This is a genomic window from Geobacter sp. PheSNFMC (assembly GCF_059620965.1).
On record NZ_JCAMRN010000071.1, the window covers coordinates 1 to 19192 of the forward strand.

The following is a 19192-nucleotide window of genomic DNA, read 5'->3' on the forward strand; positions in this document are numbered from 1 at the left end:
CGCGCGTAGTGTAGCTGACAGAATGCCGCAGATGTGGAAAAATGTCAATTATTTCTCTGCACAGCGTGGTTTTACCCGCCCCAGACGGTGCCGACAGTATGTATAAAACCCCTTCACGCTTCATCAAGACCCCGCTCATGGCAAACGCTATTCGATATTCTGGACCTGCTCGCGAATCTTCTCCAACTCGGCCTTGAGCTCCACCACCAGCGCTGCGGTGTCCGCATCTCCCGCCTTGGAACCGATAGTGTTCACCTCGCGGTTGAACTCCTGCATCAGGAAGTCGAGTTTGCGCCCCACCGGTTCGGACAGCGTGAGGGTGTCGTCGAACTGGACCAGGTGACTGCGGAAACGGACCAGCTCCTCGGTAATGTCGCTGCGGTCGGCCATCAGTGCGACTTCCTGGGCGAAGCGGGTTTCGTCCAGCGTGGTTCCGCTCAGCAGTTGCGTCAACCGTTCACGCAGGCGGGCGGCATACTCGGCAACCATGGCCGGCGCGCGCAGCGCAATCCGCTCGATGATGTCGGACAGGGTCCGGCGCCGCGCCGTCAGGTCCGCGAGCAGCGCCTCTCCCTCCCGCAGGCGCATGGCCTCCATGGCTTCCACGGCTCCGCGCACGGCCCCGAGGAGTTCACCGCGCAGGGCGTCCTCGTTGCCGTCCTCTTCCCGGGCGGACAGGACATCGCGTTGGGACAGGATGAGCGGCAGCGTCACGGGATCAGTAAGGTCGAGTTCGCGTTTCAGTTGCTCGAAGGCATCCCGATAGGACTTGGCCAGAGGAACATTGACGCTGGGCAGGTTCTCTCCCCCCACCGCCTCCTCCCGCTGAACGAAAACCTCGATCTTGCCGCGTTTGAGCCGGTCGCCCACCGTCTTGCGCACGTCATTCTCGAAGGCGAGAAGCGTGCGCGGCATCTTGACGTAAACCTCGCCGTAACGATGGTTCACCGAACGAATTTCGACAATGGTGCGCCCGGTATCGGTTTCGACCACGGACTTGCCGTAACCTGTCATGCTCTTGATCATGAATGCTCCATCTGTGTGAACTAAGATAAGGGGATCGCGTGCGCCACTGCAACCGGCCACTAGTTGCCGCTGATTTTCTTTTCCCAGCGCCAGGCATCGGCAACGATGGTTTCAAGGTCATCGTAGCGGGGAGTCCAGCCGAGGAGCGTCCTGGCGCGATCCGCCCGGGCCACGAGGCTGGGTGGGTCGCCCGGCCGCCGGGGAGCCTCCTCGGCAGGGAACGGAACTCCCGACACCCGGCGCACCATGTCGATCACGTCCCGGACACTGGATCCGCGTCCATAGCCGACATTGATGCGGGTCGACTCGCCACCCTTTTCCAGGTACGACAGGGCGGCCAGATGGGCAGAGGCAAGGTCCTCCACGTGGATGTAGTCCCGGATGCCGGTGCCGTCCGGAGTCGGATAGTCGGTACCGAAGATGCACACCTTGTCCCGCAGCCCCAGGGCAGCCTGGCAGCAAACCTTGATGAGGTGGGTCGCCTCCGGGGTTCTCTGCCCCATGCGGGCCTGGGGATCGGCGCCTGCCACGTTGAAGTAGCGCAGGGCCACCGAGCGCATGCCGTGGGCGGCGCAGACATCGCGCAGCATCCACTCGCTCATGAGCTTTGACGTGCCATAGGGGTTGATGGGCACGGTGGCACTCTCCTCGGCGGCCACGCCGCTGTCCGGTATGCCGTAGACCGCCGCGGTGCTGGAGAAGATGAACCGCTCGACACCGTGCTTCACGCAGGCACCGAGAAGGTTCAGGGTATTTCGCGTATTGTTGCCGTAATACTTGAGCGGAGCGGTGACCGACTCCGGCGCAACGATGGAGGCGGCAAAGTGAAGCACCGTTGAAAAGCCGTATTCCACGAAGAGCGCGTCGAGCCGGGCGGTGTCGGACAAATCTCCCGTCACGAGCCGTTCCCCATGGACAAGGGCATCGGGGAAGCCGGTGGAAAGATTGTCGTAGACCACCACCGTATAGCCGGCCTCTGAGAGCTGGCGGACCACATGGCTTCCGATATAGCCGGCACCGCCGGTGACCAGAACAGGCATACGTCCTCCTCTTACGGCGTCAGACGCCGTAGTATCCCCGGTACCACTCGACGAACCGCGCAATCCCCTCTCCGATGGGAGTGGCCGGCTTGAACCCCACGTCGTTCATCAGGTCATCCACGTCGGCGTAGGTGGCGGGCACGTCACCCGCCTGCAGGGGAAGCAGATTCTTCTGTGCGGTGATCCCCAGGTTCTGTTCGATGGCTTCAATGAACGCGAGGAGCTCGACCGGGTTGTTGTTGCCGATGTTGTAGATGCGATAAGGAGCGTAGCTCGTGCCGGGATCGGGTCGGGCCCCGCTCCAGGCGGAATTGGGCTCCGGCGTGCGGTCCATGACCCGCGCCACCCCCTCGACGATGTCGTCTATATAAGTGAAATCCCGTTGCATTTTGCCAAAATTATAGACATCTATGGGCCGGCCTTCGAGGATTGCCTTGGTAAAGAGGAAGAGGGCCATGTCGGGCCGCCCCCAGGGGCCGTAGACCGTGAAGAAGCGCAGGCCCGTGGTGGGCAGCCCGTAGAGGCTCGAATAGGTGTGGGCCATGAGCTCGTTGGCCTTCTTGGTGGCGGCATACAGGGAAACCGGGTGATCCACGTTGTGGTGGATCGAAAACGGCATTGCCGTATTGGCACCATAGACAGAGCTGGACGATGCGTAGACCAGGTGCTTCACCCCGTGATGCCGGCACCCCTCCAGGATGTTGATGAAGCCGACCAGATTACTGTCCACGTAGGCGTGGGGATTGGTGATGGAGTAGCGGACCCCGGCCTGGGCAGCCAGGTTCACCACCACGTCGAAACGCTGGCCGGCAAAGAGGTCCTCCAGGACCGGCCGGTCTGCCAGGCCAGCCCGCACGAAGCTGAATCCCTCGCGCCCCTCCAACTGGCGGAGCCGATCCAGCTTCAGGTTCACGTCATAATAGTCGTTCAGGTTGTCGAGCCCCACCACGCGATCGCCCCGGTCAAGAAGGCGTTTCGTAAGATGAAAACCGATGAACCCGGCTGCGCCGGTGACGAGTATCGAAGCCATGCACGCTATCCTTTTGATTTAACGCGTGATTGCGAAAGAGGTGCAGTGTAGCACATCACCCGGTTGATGGAAAGGGGGTCGCAAGGAGCCGGGCGATACCGCCCATGAGGGCGTCGGCGGTGATACTGGCGCGGCAGGGAGCATCCCTGTCGCACGACTTGCGCAGGCAGGCGGTGCAGTCGAGGGGAGATTGGACGATCACGTGCTGATCCCCCCGGGGACCGTTGCGGCTGCCATCGGTGGCGCGGAAGAAGGAGACCGTGGGCGTTCCCACCGCGGCTGCCATGTGGACCGGCCCCGTGTCTCCTCCCACCACCACGTCGACCTTCTTGAGGAGTGCACAGAACCCTTTGAGCGTCAGCTTGGGCAGGACTCGAACCCTGCGGCCGATCCCCGCGGCAATGGCCTCGGCAGCCTTTTTCTCCTGATCGTTGCCCCAGGAGAGGAGGATCGTGGCATCGGGGAACATGTGAATCGCCCTGGTCCCCAGCGCGATCCACCCTTCCTCGTGCCAGAGCTTCGTGGTCCAGGTGGTGCCGTTATGGAAGAGCAAAACAAAGCCGTCGTCGAGGGTTGCCAGGAACACCTCGGCGGCCTCGTCATCCTCCGGCGACGTGTAAATGTCGGTGCTCAACTTCATCCCGGCATAGTCCCGGCCAAAGGGAACGCTGACCACCCTGAGCGCGCGACTGGAAATGTGGTGGTCCTGGCGGCGGAGCGGCACCTGGTTGGTGGTGAAGTACAGGTTCAGCGACTCCCGGACGCCGTCCCGGTCGAAACCGTAGCGGCGCCGGGCATCGGAAAGCCACGCTATGAGGCCGCTCTTGATGTTCCCCTGCAGATCGAAGGCGATATCGTAGGCCGCTTCGCGCATCTCCCGCCGAACAGTGGCGATCTGGGTGCGCGTGGTGTCGGAGAGCGGATCGCGCCGCCATGCCTTGGTCCGGACCACATGGAGCCGGCGCAGCAGCGGATGTCCCTCAAGAATATCGCGGTTCCCCTCCTCCACCACCCAGTCGATCGCGATGCCGGGGGAAACCTGGTGGAGATAGTCGAGTACGGGCAGGGCGTGGATCACATCCCCCAGGGCGGATACTTTGACGATGAGTACACGGAGCGGCATGACAGGACCTCAATCGGCAGAGGCGCCGGCACGACGCGCTGTTCCCCACGCCTCCAGCGCGGCCGCGATCCGGCCGGCGGCCCGGCCGTCGCCGTAGGGGTTGTGGGCGCGGCTCATGGCCCCGTAGGCCTCTGCGTCGGACAGAAGCAGCGTGGCCTCGGCAACGATCCGGTCGAAATCCGTCCCCACGAGTCTGACCGTTCCGGCGGCCACCGCCTCGGGCCGCTCGGTCGTCTCGCGCATGACCAGGACCGGCTTGCCAAGGGAGGGCGCCTCTTCCTGCACCCCGCCGGAATCGGTGATGATCAGGTGAGCCCGGTTCATGGCGTACACAAAGGGAAGATAGTCGAGCGGATCGATCAAGTGGATGTTGGCTGCCCCTTCCCCGCCGAGGATTCTCTTCACCGGTTCCTGCACATTGGGATTCAGGTGCACCGGGTAGAGGATTTCCACGTCGTCGTGGCGGCGGGCAAGCTCCACCAGGGCGCGGCAGATGTTCTCGAACCCTTCGCCGAAATTCTCGCGCCGGTGGCCGGTGACGAGCACCAGGCGCCGGGCCGGATCGAGGAACGAAAATCGGGCCTCCATCTCCCGGGTCAGCTTGTCGTCATGCCCGATGCGGTCGACGATGGAAAGGAGCGCGTCCACCACCGTGTTGCCGGTAACGACGATCGCCGAATCGGCAACCCCCTCCCTGAGCAGGTTTGCCCGCGCCTGCTCAGTCGGGGCGAAATGGAGATCACAGACCACCCCTGCCACCTGCCGGTTGATCTCCTCGGGGAACGGCGCGAACTTGTTGTGGGTCCGCAATCCCGCCTCCACGTGCCCCACTGGGATGCGCGCGTAGTAGCCGGCCAGGGCCGCCGCCATGGTCGTGGTGGTGTCGCCGTGGACGAGAATGATATCGGGGCGCACCTCCCTGAGCACATTCCGCATGCCCAGGAGCACATTGGCCGTCACATCGTAGAGATCCTGGCCCGGCTTCATGATGTCGAGGTCGAAATCGGGACGGAGATCGAACAGATCGAGCACCTGGTCGAGCATCTGGCGGTGCTGGGCCGTGACGCACACAAGGCTGCGGAACCGGTCCGGACGGCGCTGGAGCTCCCGCACCACCGGCGCCATCTTGATGGCTTCGGGACGGGTGCCGAAAATGGAGAGAACAGACGTCATTTTTTCTTCCCTTGAGCTGTTATTTGCTCTTACGTTTGAACTGTACGACAGACATTACTTCCGGTTCGTCCCCTACAATGCCGCAGGAACTCTGCCAAAAAGCGACATCATTTGCCGCTTGCGTGATTTCGCCAAAGGATATTCCCCTGCGAGGCATTCCTGAATCAACGCAACGTACTTCTCCCCCATTTTGTCTATTGAGCGATGCCGGCGCACATACGTTGCGGCGGCGTGACTCATTGTGGTCCACTTGTGAGGATCGTTATAGAGCAGCAAAATAGCGTGAACGAACTCCTCGACGGCACCAGTCTTGACAAGAAAACCAGAAACGCCGTCTACCAGCGCCGTGTCAGTGACTCCTGGGAGATGACTGGCAACAGGAACACAACCATTTGCTTGGCTCTCCAGCAAAACGAGCCCTAATCCCTCAAAAAATGAGGGCATCAGATGGATATGTGAACGAGTGAAATAATGGTAAATTTCGTCCGGCTGAATGACTCCCTTTAAGACAATATACTTCTCCAACTGGAGCTCTCTTATTTTACTCTCCAACCTTTCGCGATCGGGTCCGCCTCCAATCACCGTGAGACGCACATCGGCTCCATGGGCGAGGCAGCCCTTGACAATGTCGGGAAGGAACAAAACGCCTTTGTGATCATGGGCCAGTTGACCGACAAAAATCAATTCCAGCGGAAACGTATGAGGCAAGCGGCCTGAAAGGATCTCAGCCGGCGGCACGTCTATCCCATGTGGGATACACAGGGCTTTACTATGAGGATACTTCTGCCTGAAAGTTTCATACAGTTTAGGGCTCACCGTGACCGCCACATTACATGCACCCGCATTAAGGCCGGCAACTCTGTAAACTTCGTCATGATGATTATGGACAACGGGAATAACCACGACTCTGTCTGGCAAAAGTGAGACAGAGTATTGAGCAGGAGAAGCATGGTTCGTGAAAATGACATCATATCTTGCCAAGGCAAGTTTAACGGCAACCTTTATGGCGTGAAGGCGCCTCCAGCGCTTCCTGGGTTGTTGAAAATGCTTGCTGCCAATCCCTCTTTCCCTGATAAGCCCAAACCATGGGCCTTTATCTGCCGTGGTTATGATATCTACCTGATACCCTTTACTCTTGAGATATCCGCCCAGTCTCAGGAGATACGTCTCGAGCCCTCCTGGATGCATCGTGCAGGTAACCATTGCAACGCGCACCATGGAATTATTTTCGAGCATGGCCCCACACTCCAATCGGAGGGAGTATCTTCCCTCGACACTTCCTGACGATAAAGCTTAAGAGCCCTCGAAAACCCGGCTTTCGCTCAAACCCTCCGATTTCACCTAGTACGACATTACGAAACCCAGAAGCTTCGAGCATGACCTTGACCGAGCGCTTCTGATGGAATCCAACGTGAACTGGAGGAATTAGGTCGGGCCTGACAGCGTTCCGGATTTCCGGGCTATCCCAATTGGGAACGGTAACAAAGATGTGGCCTCCCGGACGCAAGAGCCGCGCCATCTTTTTTAGTGTGCCCACTGGGTCGGGCACGTGCTCCATGACTTCAAAGGCGGTAAGCGCATCGTAGGTCACGCCTCTACTGAGCTCATCATCCAGCGTTCCATACCGAAGAGGGAACGCAGCCTTGCGCCTTCCGACGCTTATGGCCTGCTCAGACGTATCGATACCACTTACACTCCAGCCCACCGAGGCAGCAGCATGACAGAAACGTCCAACTCCACAGCCGAAGTCCAGAAGGGTCGCTCCCGGCCAGCATGCAACTTGTACAAAGAAGGGCCGATAGGTTGGATGTAAAGCGAAGTTCTCAGCTTCAAAATCTTGCTCAATAGGATTCACTTGTTCAGCAAGGTAATCCATGCTCTCATAGAGTTGATTATAATCAACCTTGACATTAAAAGCGTCATACGCGAAACGGTAATTGCACGCATTGCACAAGAAAAGCTCAAATCCACCCAAACGCTGCGCAGTCCTTAAGGATTGGCCTCCGCACAAGGGACACTTTACAATAGCAACAGTATTATCTGGCTCTCTCATAGGCAATTGTCAACACTCCTGGATTATTGAAGCAGACCCCAACTGATTCACACATCTAAATGGGCCTTAAGAATATCCCGCCATTTCTGCTGCCAGCGTTGCTTACCGAATGAAGCGACCACCGTTTCCCTGGCACATGCAGCCAAGCGTGCACGTTTCTCAGTATCCTCGATTACTTCGGCCAATGCTTCAGTTAAGCTTGTAACGGTAGGCTCACAAAGAACTCCGTTATAATTATCTATAACCAAATCGGTCAAACCACCTACATCAGTAGCAACAACGCAGCAGCCGCTTGCCATGGCCTCCAGCAGGGAAAGGGAAGTGCCCTCACTGTAAAGCGTCGGGATTACAACTACGTCGCTTGTGCGGTACACTGTTGCCATGTCGTCAAAGTCAGTAAGGCAGTAGGATATCCGCCCCGGATAGCTGGAAATCAGGCGGTCCAATTCTCTACGAACCTTCTCATTGTCTATTTCACCGGCAAAACACAATGTAATATCCGTATAACGATCTAAAAGGAGATCCATTGCTTCAGCCATTAGGAAGAAGCCGCGGGCCTCGTAGAGACGCCTCGGATAGGTTATTGTCAAGCCGGAAGATGTCGAGAGGTCCTTTGAAGGATGAAAAATCTCTGTATCAACAAAGTTAGGAACATAATGAGATTTTCCATTAACAAAACGGCAATCAATCGTTCCCCTAAAAAAATGGAGTGTTGTTGTATCTACTGATATCAGTGTGTTAACGTTACGCAATCCTGCAATATAATGCTTGATCATTCGCCTCTTCTTTGCTTCCCCAGCCTGGGGTGAATCCCAATAAATACCGTGAGATATGGCAATGGCCGGGTTATGACAATAAGGAATTGCCAGATCAAGCTGATTATAGATAGTTAGATCGGCAGGGGCAACAAGCCTATGAAAAACATGATTCAGAAACTTGTACTTACCACCCACTGGCAAGCCTATTACAGTTATATTTTGATACTGGCGCACCCATGGCTCATAAGTGGCTCCCCGCTGATATACGGTCAGACTCTTTCCGAATTCATTCTCAAGCAGTTCTCCCAGGTTGATAATATAGCGCTCTGCGCCTCCAAAAATAACCCGTTCACCCCGAGCGTCGAAAAAGAGCCCTGTCAACAGAGACACTTCATTTTTTCTGTTGAAAAAGTTTTGGTGCCGATGAAGCTTCCGTCTGAAAAACCGGAACTTGTCGCATAGCCCGTACCTTTTAGACATTGCTCCTCCAACAAACTTTATAAAAACAGTCAATGAGATTTGTAAACAGCAAACCGGTTCCGTTCAGAGCGCTCATATACTGCCAACCAAGCGTATCCTTGGCGATGCCGGCACGAGCGGTTATCGCCGTTTCTTGACAGCAGGAGCGACGTCAAAGGGGCGCAGCAACCGCATCAGTCATCCTCGCCTCGCGATTTCAAATCCGAACATGCGGCTACTAGCCTGGAAACCGCGGATTCGACGGTGTAACTCGATATAGTGCCCGCCGTTAAAGCATCCTTAGCCCATTGTTCATAGCTGGCATGGATTCCCCACCGGGCTGACGCCGGATCATCAGCAGAAACCCCATGGTGCCCATACTGCACAAGCATTGATTGAAGTTCTTCGTTTTCATGCACCAGCCCCACAATCGGCCTCCCCGCATGCAGATACTCATACACCTTTGACGGAATCGTTTCAGTGGAGATGCTGTCGGTGTTCTGGATGAGCAGAAGCACATCGCTCCGCTTCATGGCGATCAAGGAGTCTTTCCGGGGAATCCGTCCGAAATTCCTGATGACCCCGGGATAGGGAAATGCGCGAATATCTTCGATGGTTGTCCGATCGGCGGTCCCGTAGAGATCGACATGGATGAGCCCGGCAAGCTCGGGACGTTCCTCGAAGAGCAACCGCAAGCCCTGCAAAAACACCCGGAGGTTTCGGGTGCCTCCCAATGAACCAAAATGGGCGAAACAGCAGCGCTCCCCCCGCTGATAGGGGGCATCCGGCATTATTGCCGGGTCAGCACCCGGATAGATCACCCGTCCCTTGTCCCCCAGTTCCGTCGAGGCCGCGGCACGCCGTCTCGCCTCTTCCGTGAGGAAAACGACGGCCGACGCATGCCTGCACATGAGGGAGACGATACCGCCGTAGAGCCGCTGAGCCCGCCGGCTTCGCGTCGAATCGCCATACACCAGGGGGTCCTGCAATTCGGCAATCCAAGGGATGCCGGTCATTCGCGAGATGATGAACGCGGCCACGTGCGCGCTCGATGCACCGCCGGTCGAATAAATGAGCTCCGGCGCGAACTCCCGGCAGAGCGCACGGCCGCGCCACGCTGCCAGAGGGAACCAGGACCACTGGCTGTCGAGATCGACTATGATTTTTTCGATCAGATAGAACGGCAAGGACAGTACATTGACGAGCGGCGCCAGCACCTTTGCGACCCGGCTCCGGCGGCGCAGGTGGCGAAGCTCGTAACGGATGCCCGAGGGTGCCACGGATGGAACTCGCCGGTGAACCAGCCCCTCGTGCCGTGTTGCGCATACGCTGGTGAGCATGATGGGCGAGATGCCGCTTTTCCGCAGATAGGGCAGACGGTCGTCGATGTGCTGGGCACAGGCCATGCCGTCGATTCTCGAAAAATACGACAGGATGAGCCAGTGCCTGTTTTCTGTTTTCACGTGGTCATCCTTGGCGCGAAATTCTCTTCGAGACAGGCAACGGCATCCATGACCTCATCCACTTCGATCCCGAGCATGCAGGGGCTCTCGCCCCCCGCGTCGTCGCAGCCGGCCTTGCCGCACGGGATACATGGATACTCCTTCTGCAGGAGGACGATATGGCCGTTCCGCTGAACGCCCCTCGGCAGGGGGCACTGCTGGGCCAGGGGCCCGTCATTGTTCCACGGTGACCAGCGCTCCCCGATGGTTGGCCCGTACAGGGCCACCAGCGGCACCCCGGCTGCCGCGGCCAGATGGGTTATGGCGGTGTCGAGGCCGAGGTAGAGGGAGCTGCGGCTCAGAAGGCAACTCATCTGATTGAGACTGAACTCGCCCTTTACCAGGGCCGGCCGGTACCGGCACTGGCCTGCCCACAACTCCAGCAGGGCTACTTCTTCCTTCGAGGGCGATGACGTCCAGACGGGGCAGAGCCCGTATCGCTCCGCAACACGGTCGCTCAGGGCGGCTATCCGCTCCATCTGCCAGTACTTATAACGCCAGCGGGCAAAAGGGTGAATCACGAAAAACGGCCCGGTCACCCCGGCGTGCGCCAGGAACTGATCGACACGCGCTTCATCCTCCCCATCCCAGTAAATGGTAACCCGGAGTTGCCCGACTTCAACCCCGAGGGCATTGGCCACCAGTTTGTTGAGCAAGGCCACATGCGTGCTATACGGCATGGGGATAAGGTGATCGAACAGAAGCCGCTTCCACAAGCGCGTGTACCACCTCTCGCCCACGAAGAAACCGACCCGTGTCTTTGTTCCCGCCAGCAGGGCGGCAACACTCCCCCGATCCGAGGCGTTCATGGTGATGGCGAGGTCGTAGCGCCTGAAGATATCTCCAAGGTAGCCGCCTTCACGCCCCCCACCGGCAGCAACCGAGCCCTTCTCCGAATAGATGACCCGCCTGACCCGCGGGTCCTTTTCCAGAAACTCGCCGGTACCCCGGTTCACCAGAAAGTCGATGGCTGCGTCAGGGAATGCATTTTTCAGGATGCCGACGAGCGGCGTGGTCAGGATGACATCGCCGATGAGCCGGATATTGATGATGAGTATGGAGGCGGGTGATGCTGTCACGATATGCTCAGATCCTTCGGGCGATGACGTCGTTGAAATGGCCGAGAAGCCCCTTGATGGCCCGTGCTTCATCAAAGTCGGAGGCGCGCCGCAGGCCTGCGGCCGCAAGCCGGTCACGGAGCTGCCTGTCGCTGCAGATCCGGATGACTGCCGCAGCGATGGCACCGTGATCGCCCACGGGCACCTGAATCCCGTCCACGCCGTCCGTTACGATCTCGGCGAGCCCGCCGGTGCGGGTCACCACCACGGGCACGCCGGCGGCCATGGCCTCCACCGGCGACATGCCGAAGGGCTCCAGGGATGAGGGAAGCACGAACACGTCGGTGTTCGCCAGCAGCGCCGGCACGTCCTCACGCTCGCCGGGGCAATCCACCAGGTCCGCCACCCCGGCCTCCTCGGCGAAGCCCCGCAGGTTGGCCACATGCCAGCCGCTCCCGGCAAGAACGAGCCGTGCCGTCGGGAAAGGGCAGCGGATCAGCGCCATGGCCCGAATCAGGTCTTCCTGGCGCTTCTCACCACGGAACCCTGCCACACAGGCAATGACGGGGAAGTGACCGTTGAGCCCCAGATCACGTCTGGTCTTCAGTCGCTCCTCGTCGGCAACCGAGGCGAACCGCGCCGTAGCCACGGGCGGGTACTGCACGTACACCTTGCGAGGGTCTACACCGCTGGCGATCAGATGCTCCCGCACCGCATTGCTGCAGGCAAGCACCCGTTTCGGCAGCAGGTTGTAGGAGACGGCCCGCTTGATGGGGTTCAGGAGTTCCCGGCTGCGGACGAGCGGAACTCCGGTGAGAAGGGAAGCGATTCCGCCGAGCCATGAATCCTTTGCCGAGTGGGAATAGATGACATCCACCCCCTCCCGGCGGATAACGGTACAGAGGGAGCGGATGGCAACCGGGTGCATCGCGTTGCGCATGGGCACGCCGGCTGCAATGAGTCCTGCCGCGTGCGCCCGTGCACAGAGCAACGCATCGGGAGGACAGAGGATGAGGGGACGGTGCCCGGCATCCCTCAACAGCCGCGCCTCGTGGACAATGCGCCGCTCCTGGCCGCCAAAATTTTTGGACGACTCGACGAAAAGGACGGTCAGTCTGCTGCCGGTGCCGGTGTTCCTGTCCATGGAAAGCATCTCAGCGGGCCGTGGAATTTACCGTTCGAGTTCTTCCGGCCGGGTCATGACCCAGCCGCGTGCCGCCTCCACTTGTTTGGCGTACCGGTAGAACGTCCCCTCGAAGGTGTAGAGGGCGATGACGAAACCGGCCCAGCCGTCGAGGATGCCGCGCCGCAGGATATACATCCTGAAAAAGGCGAACAGTGCGTGAAAGAGCGCCTTGCCCATGCCGGGGCGTACCCCCTTGGCGGCCATCTTGGCCGCGCCCAGGGTGGAATAGCGGTCGATCTTGGAAATCATCTGTTCGAAATTGCGGAACGGAATCTGCCAGATGGCATTCTTCATGTGGCCGACCCGGCCGATGGTGGTAAACGACTCATGCACCACCTCGTCCGTGAAGACCTGGGCGCCGCGACGGAAAAGCTGGGGCTGGCGATAGTCGGGATACCAGCCGGAATACCTGACCCAGCGCCCCATGAAGATGTTGCGGCGCGGCACGTAGTAGGCGTCCAGGGCATCGGGGCTGTCGATGATGGCGAGAATCTCGTTCTTGGCCTCTTCGGTGCAGCGCTCGTCCGTATCGAGGCTGAAGATCCATTCGTGGGACGTGGCGGCTATGGCGCTGTTGCGCAGCTTGCCGAACCCTTCGAAGGGAACCTGGACGACCTTGTCGGTATACTTCCGGGCGATCTCAGCCGTCCGGTCGGTGCTGAAGGAGTCGACCACCACGATCTCGTCGGCCCAGGTGACGCTCTGCAGGGCCGGCTCGATCTTCTGCTCCTCGTTGTAGGCTATGATGTAAACGGAAACCTTCGCCATGTTCTCTCCTTTGTCTGCCGGAAAATCAGTTACAGCCACGAGGTATCCGCCGTGCCGGTCAGGTCGACCCCCTCGAAGTCATCGCTGATGGGTTCGGCACCCTCCTCCCTGCCGGCGGTCCGCCAGGCCGGCAGCCGCTTGCCGTAGAGCCTGAGCGCACCCATGAGGGGATTGTCCGGCGTGGCGCCCGCCCGGGGGATGATGCAGACGGCCGGGATACCGAGGGCGTTGGCAGCCCAGTGGGAATAACCCGACAGGGGGGTTGCCAGCATCACGGGACAGCAGGCCAGGGCAAAGAGGTCTGCCACGGGATTCACCCGCGAGTCGTGATCGGGCCCCTTGTAGTCATAGGGTGACGTCACGTCGAGGGTGAACACGTCGAACCGGCGGTGGAGCGTCTCGTAGGTCGCCGGATCCCCCGTGCAGGAGAGGAAGAAGCTGACATCCTTCTGCTTGAACGCGATCCGCTCCATGACCGCCTCATACCACCAGAGGGGGACTGCCGGCCACTCGCAGGCAAGGGGATCGTAGCGCGACTCGTCCACGATCCGGTAGTCGCCGTGGCGGATGTGCACGGCCACCACGGGCCTCCCTTGGGCCCGCGCGAAGGTCCGCCTGATGGCATCGGCCAGATGCGGCGCAATTGTTACGCGGGACGCCACGTCCAGATAGATGGGGTCCAGCTTGTCCGATGGGCCGTCCAAGGAACGGAGGATGATCTTCTTGCCGCCAAGGGTGGCGAACTGGGCGGCATCACAGTTGCGAACCCGGAGCGCCCCCGGCTTCTGCCAGAAGCGGAGCTTTGCCCGGCGGGTCCCGGCCACGCTGAACGAATCCAGCTCGCTCCAGTCCAGAATGATCTCGTGCCCGTATTCCTTCTGGATGGCAAAGGCGAGCGGCAGGGTTTCGAGGCGGTTGGTGATGCCGACGAATTCATCGATATACAGCCTGGGTCTGGCCATCACGATACTCCCTGGGATGGTAGTGCTTGACGGCCTGCCCGGAGCCGTTCCGCGGCCTCCACCACCTCGGCCGTCGTCACTGCGGTCATGCACCGGTGGTCGGTGGGGCATTCCCGCAGCAGGCACGGGGCGCAGTCGGTGTCGCGGCGCACGATGACGGCCCGTTCGCTCCAGGGCGAGGTGGTCGCATGGTCCGTGGAGCCGAACACGGCCACGAGCGGGACGCCGAAGGCCGCCGCAATGTGCATGGGGCCCGAGTCGTTGGTGATAAAGAAATCGCAGCGTTTGATGAGCGCCATGAGCTCCCGTACCGATGTCTTCCCCGCCATGACGACACAGGGGGTGGTCATGGCCGCGGCAATGTCGGCGGCAATGGCCGCTTCACCCGGCCCGCCGGTCACCACGACCCGCGCACCCCAGCGGCGGGACAGCTCGTCGGCCACGGCGGCAAAGCGCTCCGGATACCACCGCTTGGCCGCGCCGTACGAGGCGCCGGGGTTGATGCCGAGGAGGGCATCGCGAGACCCGATTCCGTGCCCCGCCAAAAGTTCTGCCATGGCGGCATCCTCGTCGGCCGTGGTAGCCAGCTCAAGATGCCGGTCACCGGTGGTGACCCCGAAACGGGCGAGCATGGCCAGGTAGTATTCCACGTGATGGAGCAGGCGCGTGGCGCCGTCAACCGCTACCCCGTGGGTCAGGAGCGGCCCGCGGCCATCGGTCCGGTATCCCATGCGCCGGGGAATCCGGGCAAGCCAGGCGATGAGCGCCGCATCAACGGCATTCTGCAGCAGAATCGCCAGATCGAACCGCCGGGTTCGCAGGTCACGAGCAAGCCGCATTTTGCCCCGCAGGCCGGCATGCGCACCTTTTCGGTCATAGATGATGACGTCATCCACGGCTCCGTGACCGGTGAACAGCGGTGCCACCAACGGATTGGCCAATACCGTCACCCGGGCGTTCGGGAAGCTCTCGCGAATTGCCCGCAGCGCCGGTGTGGTCATCACCGCATCGCCGATCCAGTTGGTGGATCGGACGAGAATGCTGCCGATTGTCTCCTGCCGTATATCCAAAGCGTGTACCGGTCCCCTGCCCCGTTCACCGGTCCCCGATGGGCTCAGCCTCGTCGAGGAGCATCACAGGGATATCGTCCCGCACGGGGAACCTGAGGCGGCATGCCTCGCAGACAAGGGCCGAACCGTTATTGACCGGTTTCACCTCCCCGGTGCAGCGGGGACATGCCAGTATTTCGAATAATTCGATAGATAATGCCATAGCGTAAATTCCTTTTAAAGCACTTTGTCCAGGGCCGCTTCAAGGGGACCGGGATCCAGCGGGCGCATTTCGAGCACTGTGGCGTAGACCGGCAGCAGGCGCGCCAGATGGGCAGACAGCTTGACCCCATCCTTGCCGGTGGTGACCAGGTAATCGGCACCCGTGGCCGCTTCCCGCAGCATGTTCACCTCTCGCTCACCGTAAGAGGCGTGATCGGCAAAGGGAATGGTCGCCACGATATCCAGCCCCTCCCTGCGAAGGGCCTCGAAAAAACCCTCCGGCTCGGCGATGCCGGCAAAGGCAACCCCTCTGCGGCCGCGCAGGGCTCCTAACGGCTGCACCTCTCCATCGGGAAGAAGAGCCGCCCCCGTCAGTGCGTGACCGGCCCGGCACGAAGGGACCATGCCGTGAACCGCCGGGGCTTCGCCACCGGTGCAGCGGGTGTAGACCACCAGATCGGCCCGCTGGATGGCCGCCCGCGGTTCCCGGAGCAGTCCCGCCGGCAAGGTCCGGCCGTTGCCGAGGGGCCGGCGGCAATCCATGAGCAGGATGTTCAGGTCCCGGTGGAGCCGGAGGTGCTGGTAGCCGTCATCCAGAATGAAGACGTCCGGATCGAGCTGTTCCAGCGCCAGGAGACCGGCTGCGTAACGGTCCGCGCCGATGACCGCCATGAGCCCGGGCACCGATGTTGCCAGATGCACGGGCTCATCCCCCGCCTCGGCAGCGGTGAGCAAGACCGTACGCCCGTCGGAGACGATGCGTGTTTCGCCTTCCAGCGACCCGCCGTACCCCCGCGAGATGACCGCAACCCGCTTGCCCCGCGCCATGAGCCGGCGCGCCAGGTACGCCACCATGGGGGTCTTGCCCGTGCCCCCCACGGTCAGGTTACCCACGGAGATCACCGGACGGTCCAGGCGCCTGACCGCAAACAGTCCATTGGCGTAGGCCAGTGCCCGGAGCCGGACCACCAGTCCATAAAGGACGGCAGGGATGGCGAGGACCGCGCCGAGAAGCCGGGCAGCCGCGCCGCGCTCTTCACCGGAAGCCAGGTTCCGCCAGAACCCCGTGCAACTCACTCGCCGCTCCCCGTGACAAGCAGGCGCCCGATGATCTCCAGGTGACGGGAGGCGGCGCCCCCCTGCTCGGCCATGAGGCGGATGCCGCGCTCTCCCATGGCGAGTCGGCGGGGCTCGTCGTTCAGGAGCCGCCGCAGGGCATCCTCCAGGCCGGCTCGGTCCTCAACCTGCTCGCCCGCATCGGCTGCCAGGACCAGGGCCGTTATCTCCCGAAAATTGTGCATGTGGGGGCCGAACAGGACCGGAGCCCCGACCGACGCAGGTTCCAACAGGTTGTGCCCTCCCACGGGCACGAGGCTTCCCCCCACGAAGACCAGGTCGGACAGGGCATAGAGGTTCATGAGCTCACCAATGGTGTCCACCAGCAGAACTCCGCCGGCTGCCGGTTCAGGCGCCCCATCAAGGGCGGAACGACGCACATGGGGAATCCCTTTGCCCTGCAGCATCGTTCCTACTTCAGCGGCACGCTCCGGGTGCCGGGGCACGAGCACCAGGAACAGCCCTGGCCGCTCCCGGACAAGGCGGGCATAGCTGTCCGCCACGGCCTCTTCCTCACCGGCATGGGTACTTCCGGCAGTGATGACGAGGGTGCCCGGTGGGAGACGGTAACGCTGGTGCAATTCCTCGCGTTCCGCAGGGCTCAGGGTTCTCACGGGGAGGTCGTACTTGAGGTTGCGTGTCACGAACACCCGGTGCGCCGGCGCACCGATAGCCACGATGCGGCGGGCATCCTCCTCGCTCTGCATGCAGAGGGCGGACAGCTTTGCCAGGAGTGGGGCAAAAAACCATGAAAACCGGAGGTAGCGCGGAAAGGAGCGGTCCGAGATACGGCCGTTGACCATGACGGCGGGGATTGCCATCCGACGGGCGTAGCGCAGGAAATTGGGCCAGATCTCCGTCTCCACCACAATGACCAGCGACGGTGACACGAGCCGAAGTGCGCGAGACACGGCACAGCCGAAATCAAAGGGGAAGTAGACGACGAGATCCGCCTCGGCGATCTTCTCGGCAACAGAGCGTCCGGTCTCGGTCACGGTTGAGAGCACAACGGGCCGCTCGGGATACCGATGTTTCAGCTCACGCAGCAGGGGTTTCACCGCCATGGTTTCACCCACCGAAACCGCGTGGACCCAGATGGGTCTCTTGCCCGCAACGGGCATGAGCCGTTCCGGCGCGATGAACCCGAACCGCTCGCCGAACCCGGCGAAACTCCTCCCCCGGCTCACCGTCCGCCAGGCGTGGTGGGCGATAATCGCGGGCGACAGCAGGAGCAGCAGTATGTCGTACACAAGAAAGACCATCGAAACGCCATCCCCGACCGGTCGGCCGTCAAACCCGGGACCGGTCCCGGCCTTTCACTTGAACTGCATGTCGTAGAGCTTGCGGTAGAGCCCGTCGCGCGCCAACAACTCGTCGTTGGTCCCGACCTCAACCACCTCACCCTTGTCGATGACCACGATCCGGTCCGCATGGAGAACAGTGGAGAGCCGGTGGGCAATCACAAGGGTGGTCCGGTTCTTCATCAGATTGGCCAGGGCCTGCTGGACCATGTGCTCGCTTTCGGTGTCAAGGGCGCTGGTGGCCTCGTCCAGAAGGAGAATCGGCGCATTCTTGAGAATGGCCCGGGCGATGCAGAGCCGCTGCCGCTGACCACCGGAGAGGCGCACGCCCCGGTCGCCGATGTTTGTGTCATACCCCTCGGGCATCTCCATGATGAAGTCGTGGGCAAAGGCAGACCGGGCCGCGCGCTCCACGTCCTCCAGGGAGGCATCGGAGTTGCCGAGCCTGATGTTGTTGGCGATGGTTTCGTTGAACAGGATCGTTTCCTGATCCACCAGGGCGATCTGGCAAAGGAGGTCATCCAGGCGCAAGCGCCGTACGTCGATCCCGTCGATGAGCACCGCACCGCCGGTCACATCGTAAAACCGGGGAATGAGCGACATGACCGTCGTCTTCCCGGCGCCCGAGGGCCCCACCAGCGCCACCACCTCGCCCCGCCCGGCCGTGAACGATACGTCGCGCAGCACCTCCTCATCGTCATAGCTGAACGAGACATTGCGCAGTTCCACGGAGCCGCGTACCGTTCCCGGCTCCACCGGATCGGGCGGGTCCTGGATGTCCGTTGGATGATCGATTACCTCGAAAACCCGTTCGGCCGCCCCCATGGCCTGCTGAACCGTATTGTAGGCGCTGAGGACCTTCTTGATCGGGCCGTAGAGCATCACCATGGCGGTCAGGAAAGAGAAGAATTCGGGCGCCGTCATCTTGCCGTCCATGACCTGGCTGCCGCCGAACCAGATCACCCCCGCCACTCCGAACGAAGTGATGATCTCCATGATGGGCGTGTGAAGCGATTCGTATTTTATGCTCTTGCGCAGGTAGCGGTACAGGCCGAAATTGGTCCGGCTGAACCGGTCCACAACGCTCTTCTCCTGACGGAATGCCTTCACCACCTTGATGCCGGAGAACGTCTCCTGGAGAATGCTCGTGATCTCACCCATCTGGCCCAGGGATTGTTTTGCCAGATTCTTGATCCTCTTGCCGATTTTCTGGGCCGGAACGGCCGTAAGGGGGAGCACGATAAACGTGATGAGCGCCAGCTGCCAGTTGCGGTAGAAGATGACGCCCAGCAGGCCGATGGCGGTCACGCCGTCTCGCAACAGGCTCGTGACGATATTTGCTACCCCCTGCTGCATCTGGCCCACG

General features: G+C 60.9%; 18 protein-coding genes and 1 pseudogene. All 19 read right to left on the reverse strand.

Translation table 11 applies throughout. The features are described 5' to 3' along the window. Positions 1-124 (reverse strand): annotated as a pseudogene (locus AC6CDK_RS14635) (guanylate kinase); the annotation flags it as partial. A 23-nt stretch (positions 125-147) separates the two neighbouring features. Next, positions 148-1026 carry a YicC/YloC family endoribonuclease gene (locus AC6CDK_RS14640; protein ID WP_039643801.1) on the reverse strand — a complete coding sequence of 293 codons (879 nt, stop codon included), beginning with the start codon at positions 1024-1026 and terminating at the stop codon, positions 148-150. 59 nt (positions 1027-1085) lie between these two features. Next, a complete protein-coding gene (gene galE, locus AC6CDK_RS14645) occupies positions 1086-2066 on the reverse strand; it encodes a UDP-glucose 4-epimerase GalE (RefSeq protein WP_039643798.1) in 981 nt (326 codons plus the stop codon). Between the two features lie 19 nt (positions 2067-2085). After that, positions 2086-3096 (reverse strand): NAD-dependent epimerase, encoded by a 1011-nt coding sequence (locus tag AC6CDK_RS14650; protein WP_039643797.1) that lies wholly within the window; start codon positions 3094-3096, stop codon positions 2086-2088. Between the two features lie 55 nt (positions 3097-3151). Beyond that, a complete protein-coding gene (waaC, locus tag AC6CDK_RS14655; protein WP_039643795.1) occupies positions 3152-4219 on the reverse strand; it encodes a lipopolysaccharide heptosyltransferase I in 1068 nt (355 codons plus the stop codon). A 9-nt stretch (positions 4220-4228) separates the two neighbouring features. Further along, the gene (wecB, locus tag AC6CDK_RS14660) at positions 4229-5392 is read right to left on the reverse strand and encodes a non-hydrolyzing UDP-N-acetylglucosamine 2-epimerase (RefSeq protein WP_192905437.1); all 1164 of its coding nucleotides are present in this window, start codon (positions 5390-5392) and stop codon (positions 4229-4231) included. A 72-nt stretch (positions 5393-5464) separates the two neighbouring features. Then, positions 5465-6628, reverse strand: a complete 1164-nt coding sequence (locus AC6CDK_RS14665) for a glycosyltransferase family 4 protein (protein WP_082021112.1) — start codon at positions 6626-6628, stop codon at positions 5465-5467. Beyond that, positions 6615-7445 carry a class I SAM-dependent methyltransferase gene (locus AC6CDK_RS14670; RefSeq protein ID WP_052269391.1) on the reverse strand — a complete coding sequence of 277 codons (831 nt, stop codon included), beginning with the start codon at positions 7443-7445 and terminating at the stop codon, positions 6615-6617. The genes AC6CDK_RS14665 and AC6CDK_RS14670 overlap by 14 nt, the downstream gene beginning before the upstream one ends. Positions 7446-7492: 47 nt before the next feature. Then, a complete protein-coding gene (locus tag AC6CDK_RS14675) occupies positions 7493-8683 on the reverse strand; it encodes a glycosyltransferase family 4 protein (protein WP_192905436.1) in 1191 nt (396 codons plus the stop codon). Between the two features lie 173 nt (positions 8684-8856). Continuing rightward, a complete protein-coding gene (locus AC6CDK_RS14680; protein WP_318842685.1) occupies positions 8857-10125 on the reverse strand; it encodes a glycosyltransferase in 1269 nt (422 codons plus the stop codon). Further along, positions 10122-11243, reverse strand: coding sequence for a glycosyltransferase family 9 protein (locus tag AC6CDK_RS14685; protein WP_192905435.1), 1122 nt, complete (start codon positions 11241-11243; stop codon positions 10122-10124). Before AC6CDK_RS14685 ends, AC6CDK_RS14680 begins: the two co-directional genes overlap by 4 nt. Before the next feature lie 7 nt (positions 11244-11250). Further along, the gene (locus tag AC6CDK_RS14690; RefSeq protein ID WP_192905434.1) at positions 11251-12366 is read right to left on the reverse strand and encodes a glycosyltransferase family 4 protein; all 1116 of its coding nucleotides are present in this window, start codon (positions 12364-12366) and stop codon (positions 11251-11253) included. A 27-nt stretch (positions 12367-12393) separates the two neighbouring features. Beyond that, a complete protein-coding gene (locus AC6CDK_RS14695; protein WP_039643782.1) occupies positions 12394-13176 on the reverse strand; it encodes a glycosyltransferase family 2 protein in 783 nt (260 codons plus the stop codon). A gap of 29 nt (positions 13177-13205) precedes the next feature. Next, on the reverse strand, positions 13206-14138 hold the full coding sequence (locus AC6CDK_RS14700) for an O-fucosyltransferase family protein (protein ID WP_039643780.1): 933 nt from the start codon (positions 14136-14138) through the stop codon (positions 13206-13208). After that, positions 14138-15208, reverse strand: coding sequence for a lipopolysaccharide heptosyltransferase II (gene waaF / locus AC6CDK_RS14705; protein WP_192905433.1), 1071 nt, complete (start codon positions 15206-15208; stop codon positions 14138-14140). The genes AC6CDK_RS14700 and waaF overlap by 1 nt, the downstream gene beginning before the upstream one ends. A 25-nt stretch (positions 15209-15233) precedes the next feature. Further along, entirely contained in the window at positions 15234-15410 is a 177-nt protein-coding gene (locus AC6CDK_RS14710; RefSeq protein WP_082833123.1) for a Trm112 family protein, read from the reverse strand. Between the two features lie 14 nt (positions 15411-15424). Next, positions 15425-16486 carry a tetraacyldisaccharide 4'-kinase gene (gene lpxK, locus AC6CDK_RS14715; protein ID WP_192905432.1) on the reverse strand — a complete coding sequence of 354 codons (1062 nt, stop codon included), beginning with the start codon at positions 16484-16486 and terminating at the stop codon, positions 15425-15427. After that, the gene (locus tag AC6CDK_RS14720; RefSeq protein WP_192905431.1) at positions 16483-17787 is read right to left on the reverse strand and encodes a 3-deoxy-D-manno-octulosonic acid transferase; all 1305 of its coding nucleotides are present in this window, start codon (positions 17785-17787) and stop codon (positions 16483-16485) included. The genes lpxK and AC6CDK_RS14720 overlap by 4 nt, the downstream gene beginning before the upstream one ends. 54 nt (positions 17788-17841) lie before the next feature. After that, positions 17842-19192, reverse strand: a 1351-nt coding sequence (locus AC6CDK_RS14725; RefSeq protein WP_496639895.1) for an ABC transporter ATP-binding protein, incomplete at its 5' end; no start/stop codon positions are given.

What these genes read in the sequence shown, in the direction of transcription:
- AC6CDK_RS14640 (WP_039643801.1), bottom strand. Translation starts at nt 1,026, where the DNA reads ATGATCAAGAGCATGACAGGTTACGGCAAGTCCGTGGTCGAAACCGAT.
- galE (WP_039643798.1), bottom strand. Translation starts at nt 2,066, where the DNA reads ATGCCTGTTCTGGTCACCGGCGGTGCCGGCTATATCGGAAGCCATGTG.
- AC6CDK_RS14650 (WP_039643797.1), bottom strand. Translation starts at nt 3,096, where the DNA reads ATGGCTTCGATACTCGTCACCGGCGCAGCCGGGTTCATCGGTTTTCAT.
- waaC (WP_039643795.1), bottom strand. Translation starts at nt 4,219, where the DNA reads ATGCCGCTCCGTGTACTCATCGTCAAAGTATCCGCCCTGGGGGATGTG.
- wecB (WP_192905437.1), bottom strand. Translation starts at nt 5,392, where the DNA reads ATGACGTCTGTTCTCTCCATTTTCGGCACCCGTCCCGAAGCCATCAAG.
- AC6CDK_RS14665 (WP_082021112.1), bottom strand. Translation starts at nt 6,628, where the DNA reads ATGCTCGAAAATAATTCCATGGTGCGCGTTGCAATGGTTACCTGCACG.
- AC6CDK_RS14670 (WP_052269391.1), bottom strand. Translation starts at nt 7,445, where the DNA reads ATGAGAGAGCCAGATAATACTGTTGCTATTGTAAAGTGTCCCTTGTGC.
- AC6CDK_RS14675 (WP_192905436.1), bottom strand. Translation starts at nt 8,683, where the DNA reads ATGTCTAAAAGGTACGGGCTATGCGACAAGTTCCGGTTTTTCAGACGG.
- AC6CDK_RS14690 (WP_192905434.1), bottom strand. Translation starts at nt 12,366, where the DNA reads ATGGACAGGAACACCGGCACCGGCAGCAGACTGACCGTCCTTTTCGTC.
- AC6CDK_RS14695 (WP_039643782.1), bottom strand. Translation starts at nt 13,176, where the DNA reads ATGGCGAAGGTTTCCGTTTACATCATAGCCTACAACGAGGAGCAGAAG.
- AC6CDK_RS14700 (WP_039643780.1), bottom strand. Translation starts at nt 14,138, where the DNA reads ATGGCCAGACCCAGGCTGTATATCGATGAATTCGTCGGCATCACCAAC.
- AC6CDK_RS14710 (WP_082833123.1), bottom strand. Translation starts at nt 15,410, where the DNA reads ATGGCATTATCTATCGAATTATTCGAAATACTGGCATGTCCCCGCTGC.
- AC6CDK_RS14720 (WP_192905431.1), bottom strand. Translation starts at nt 17,787, where the DNA reads ATGGTCTTTCTTGTGTACGACATACTGCTGCTCCTGCTGTCGCCCGCG.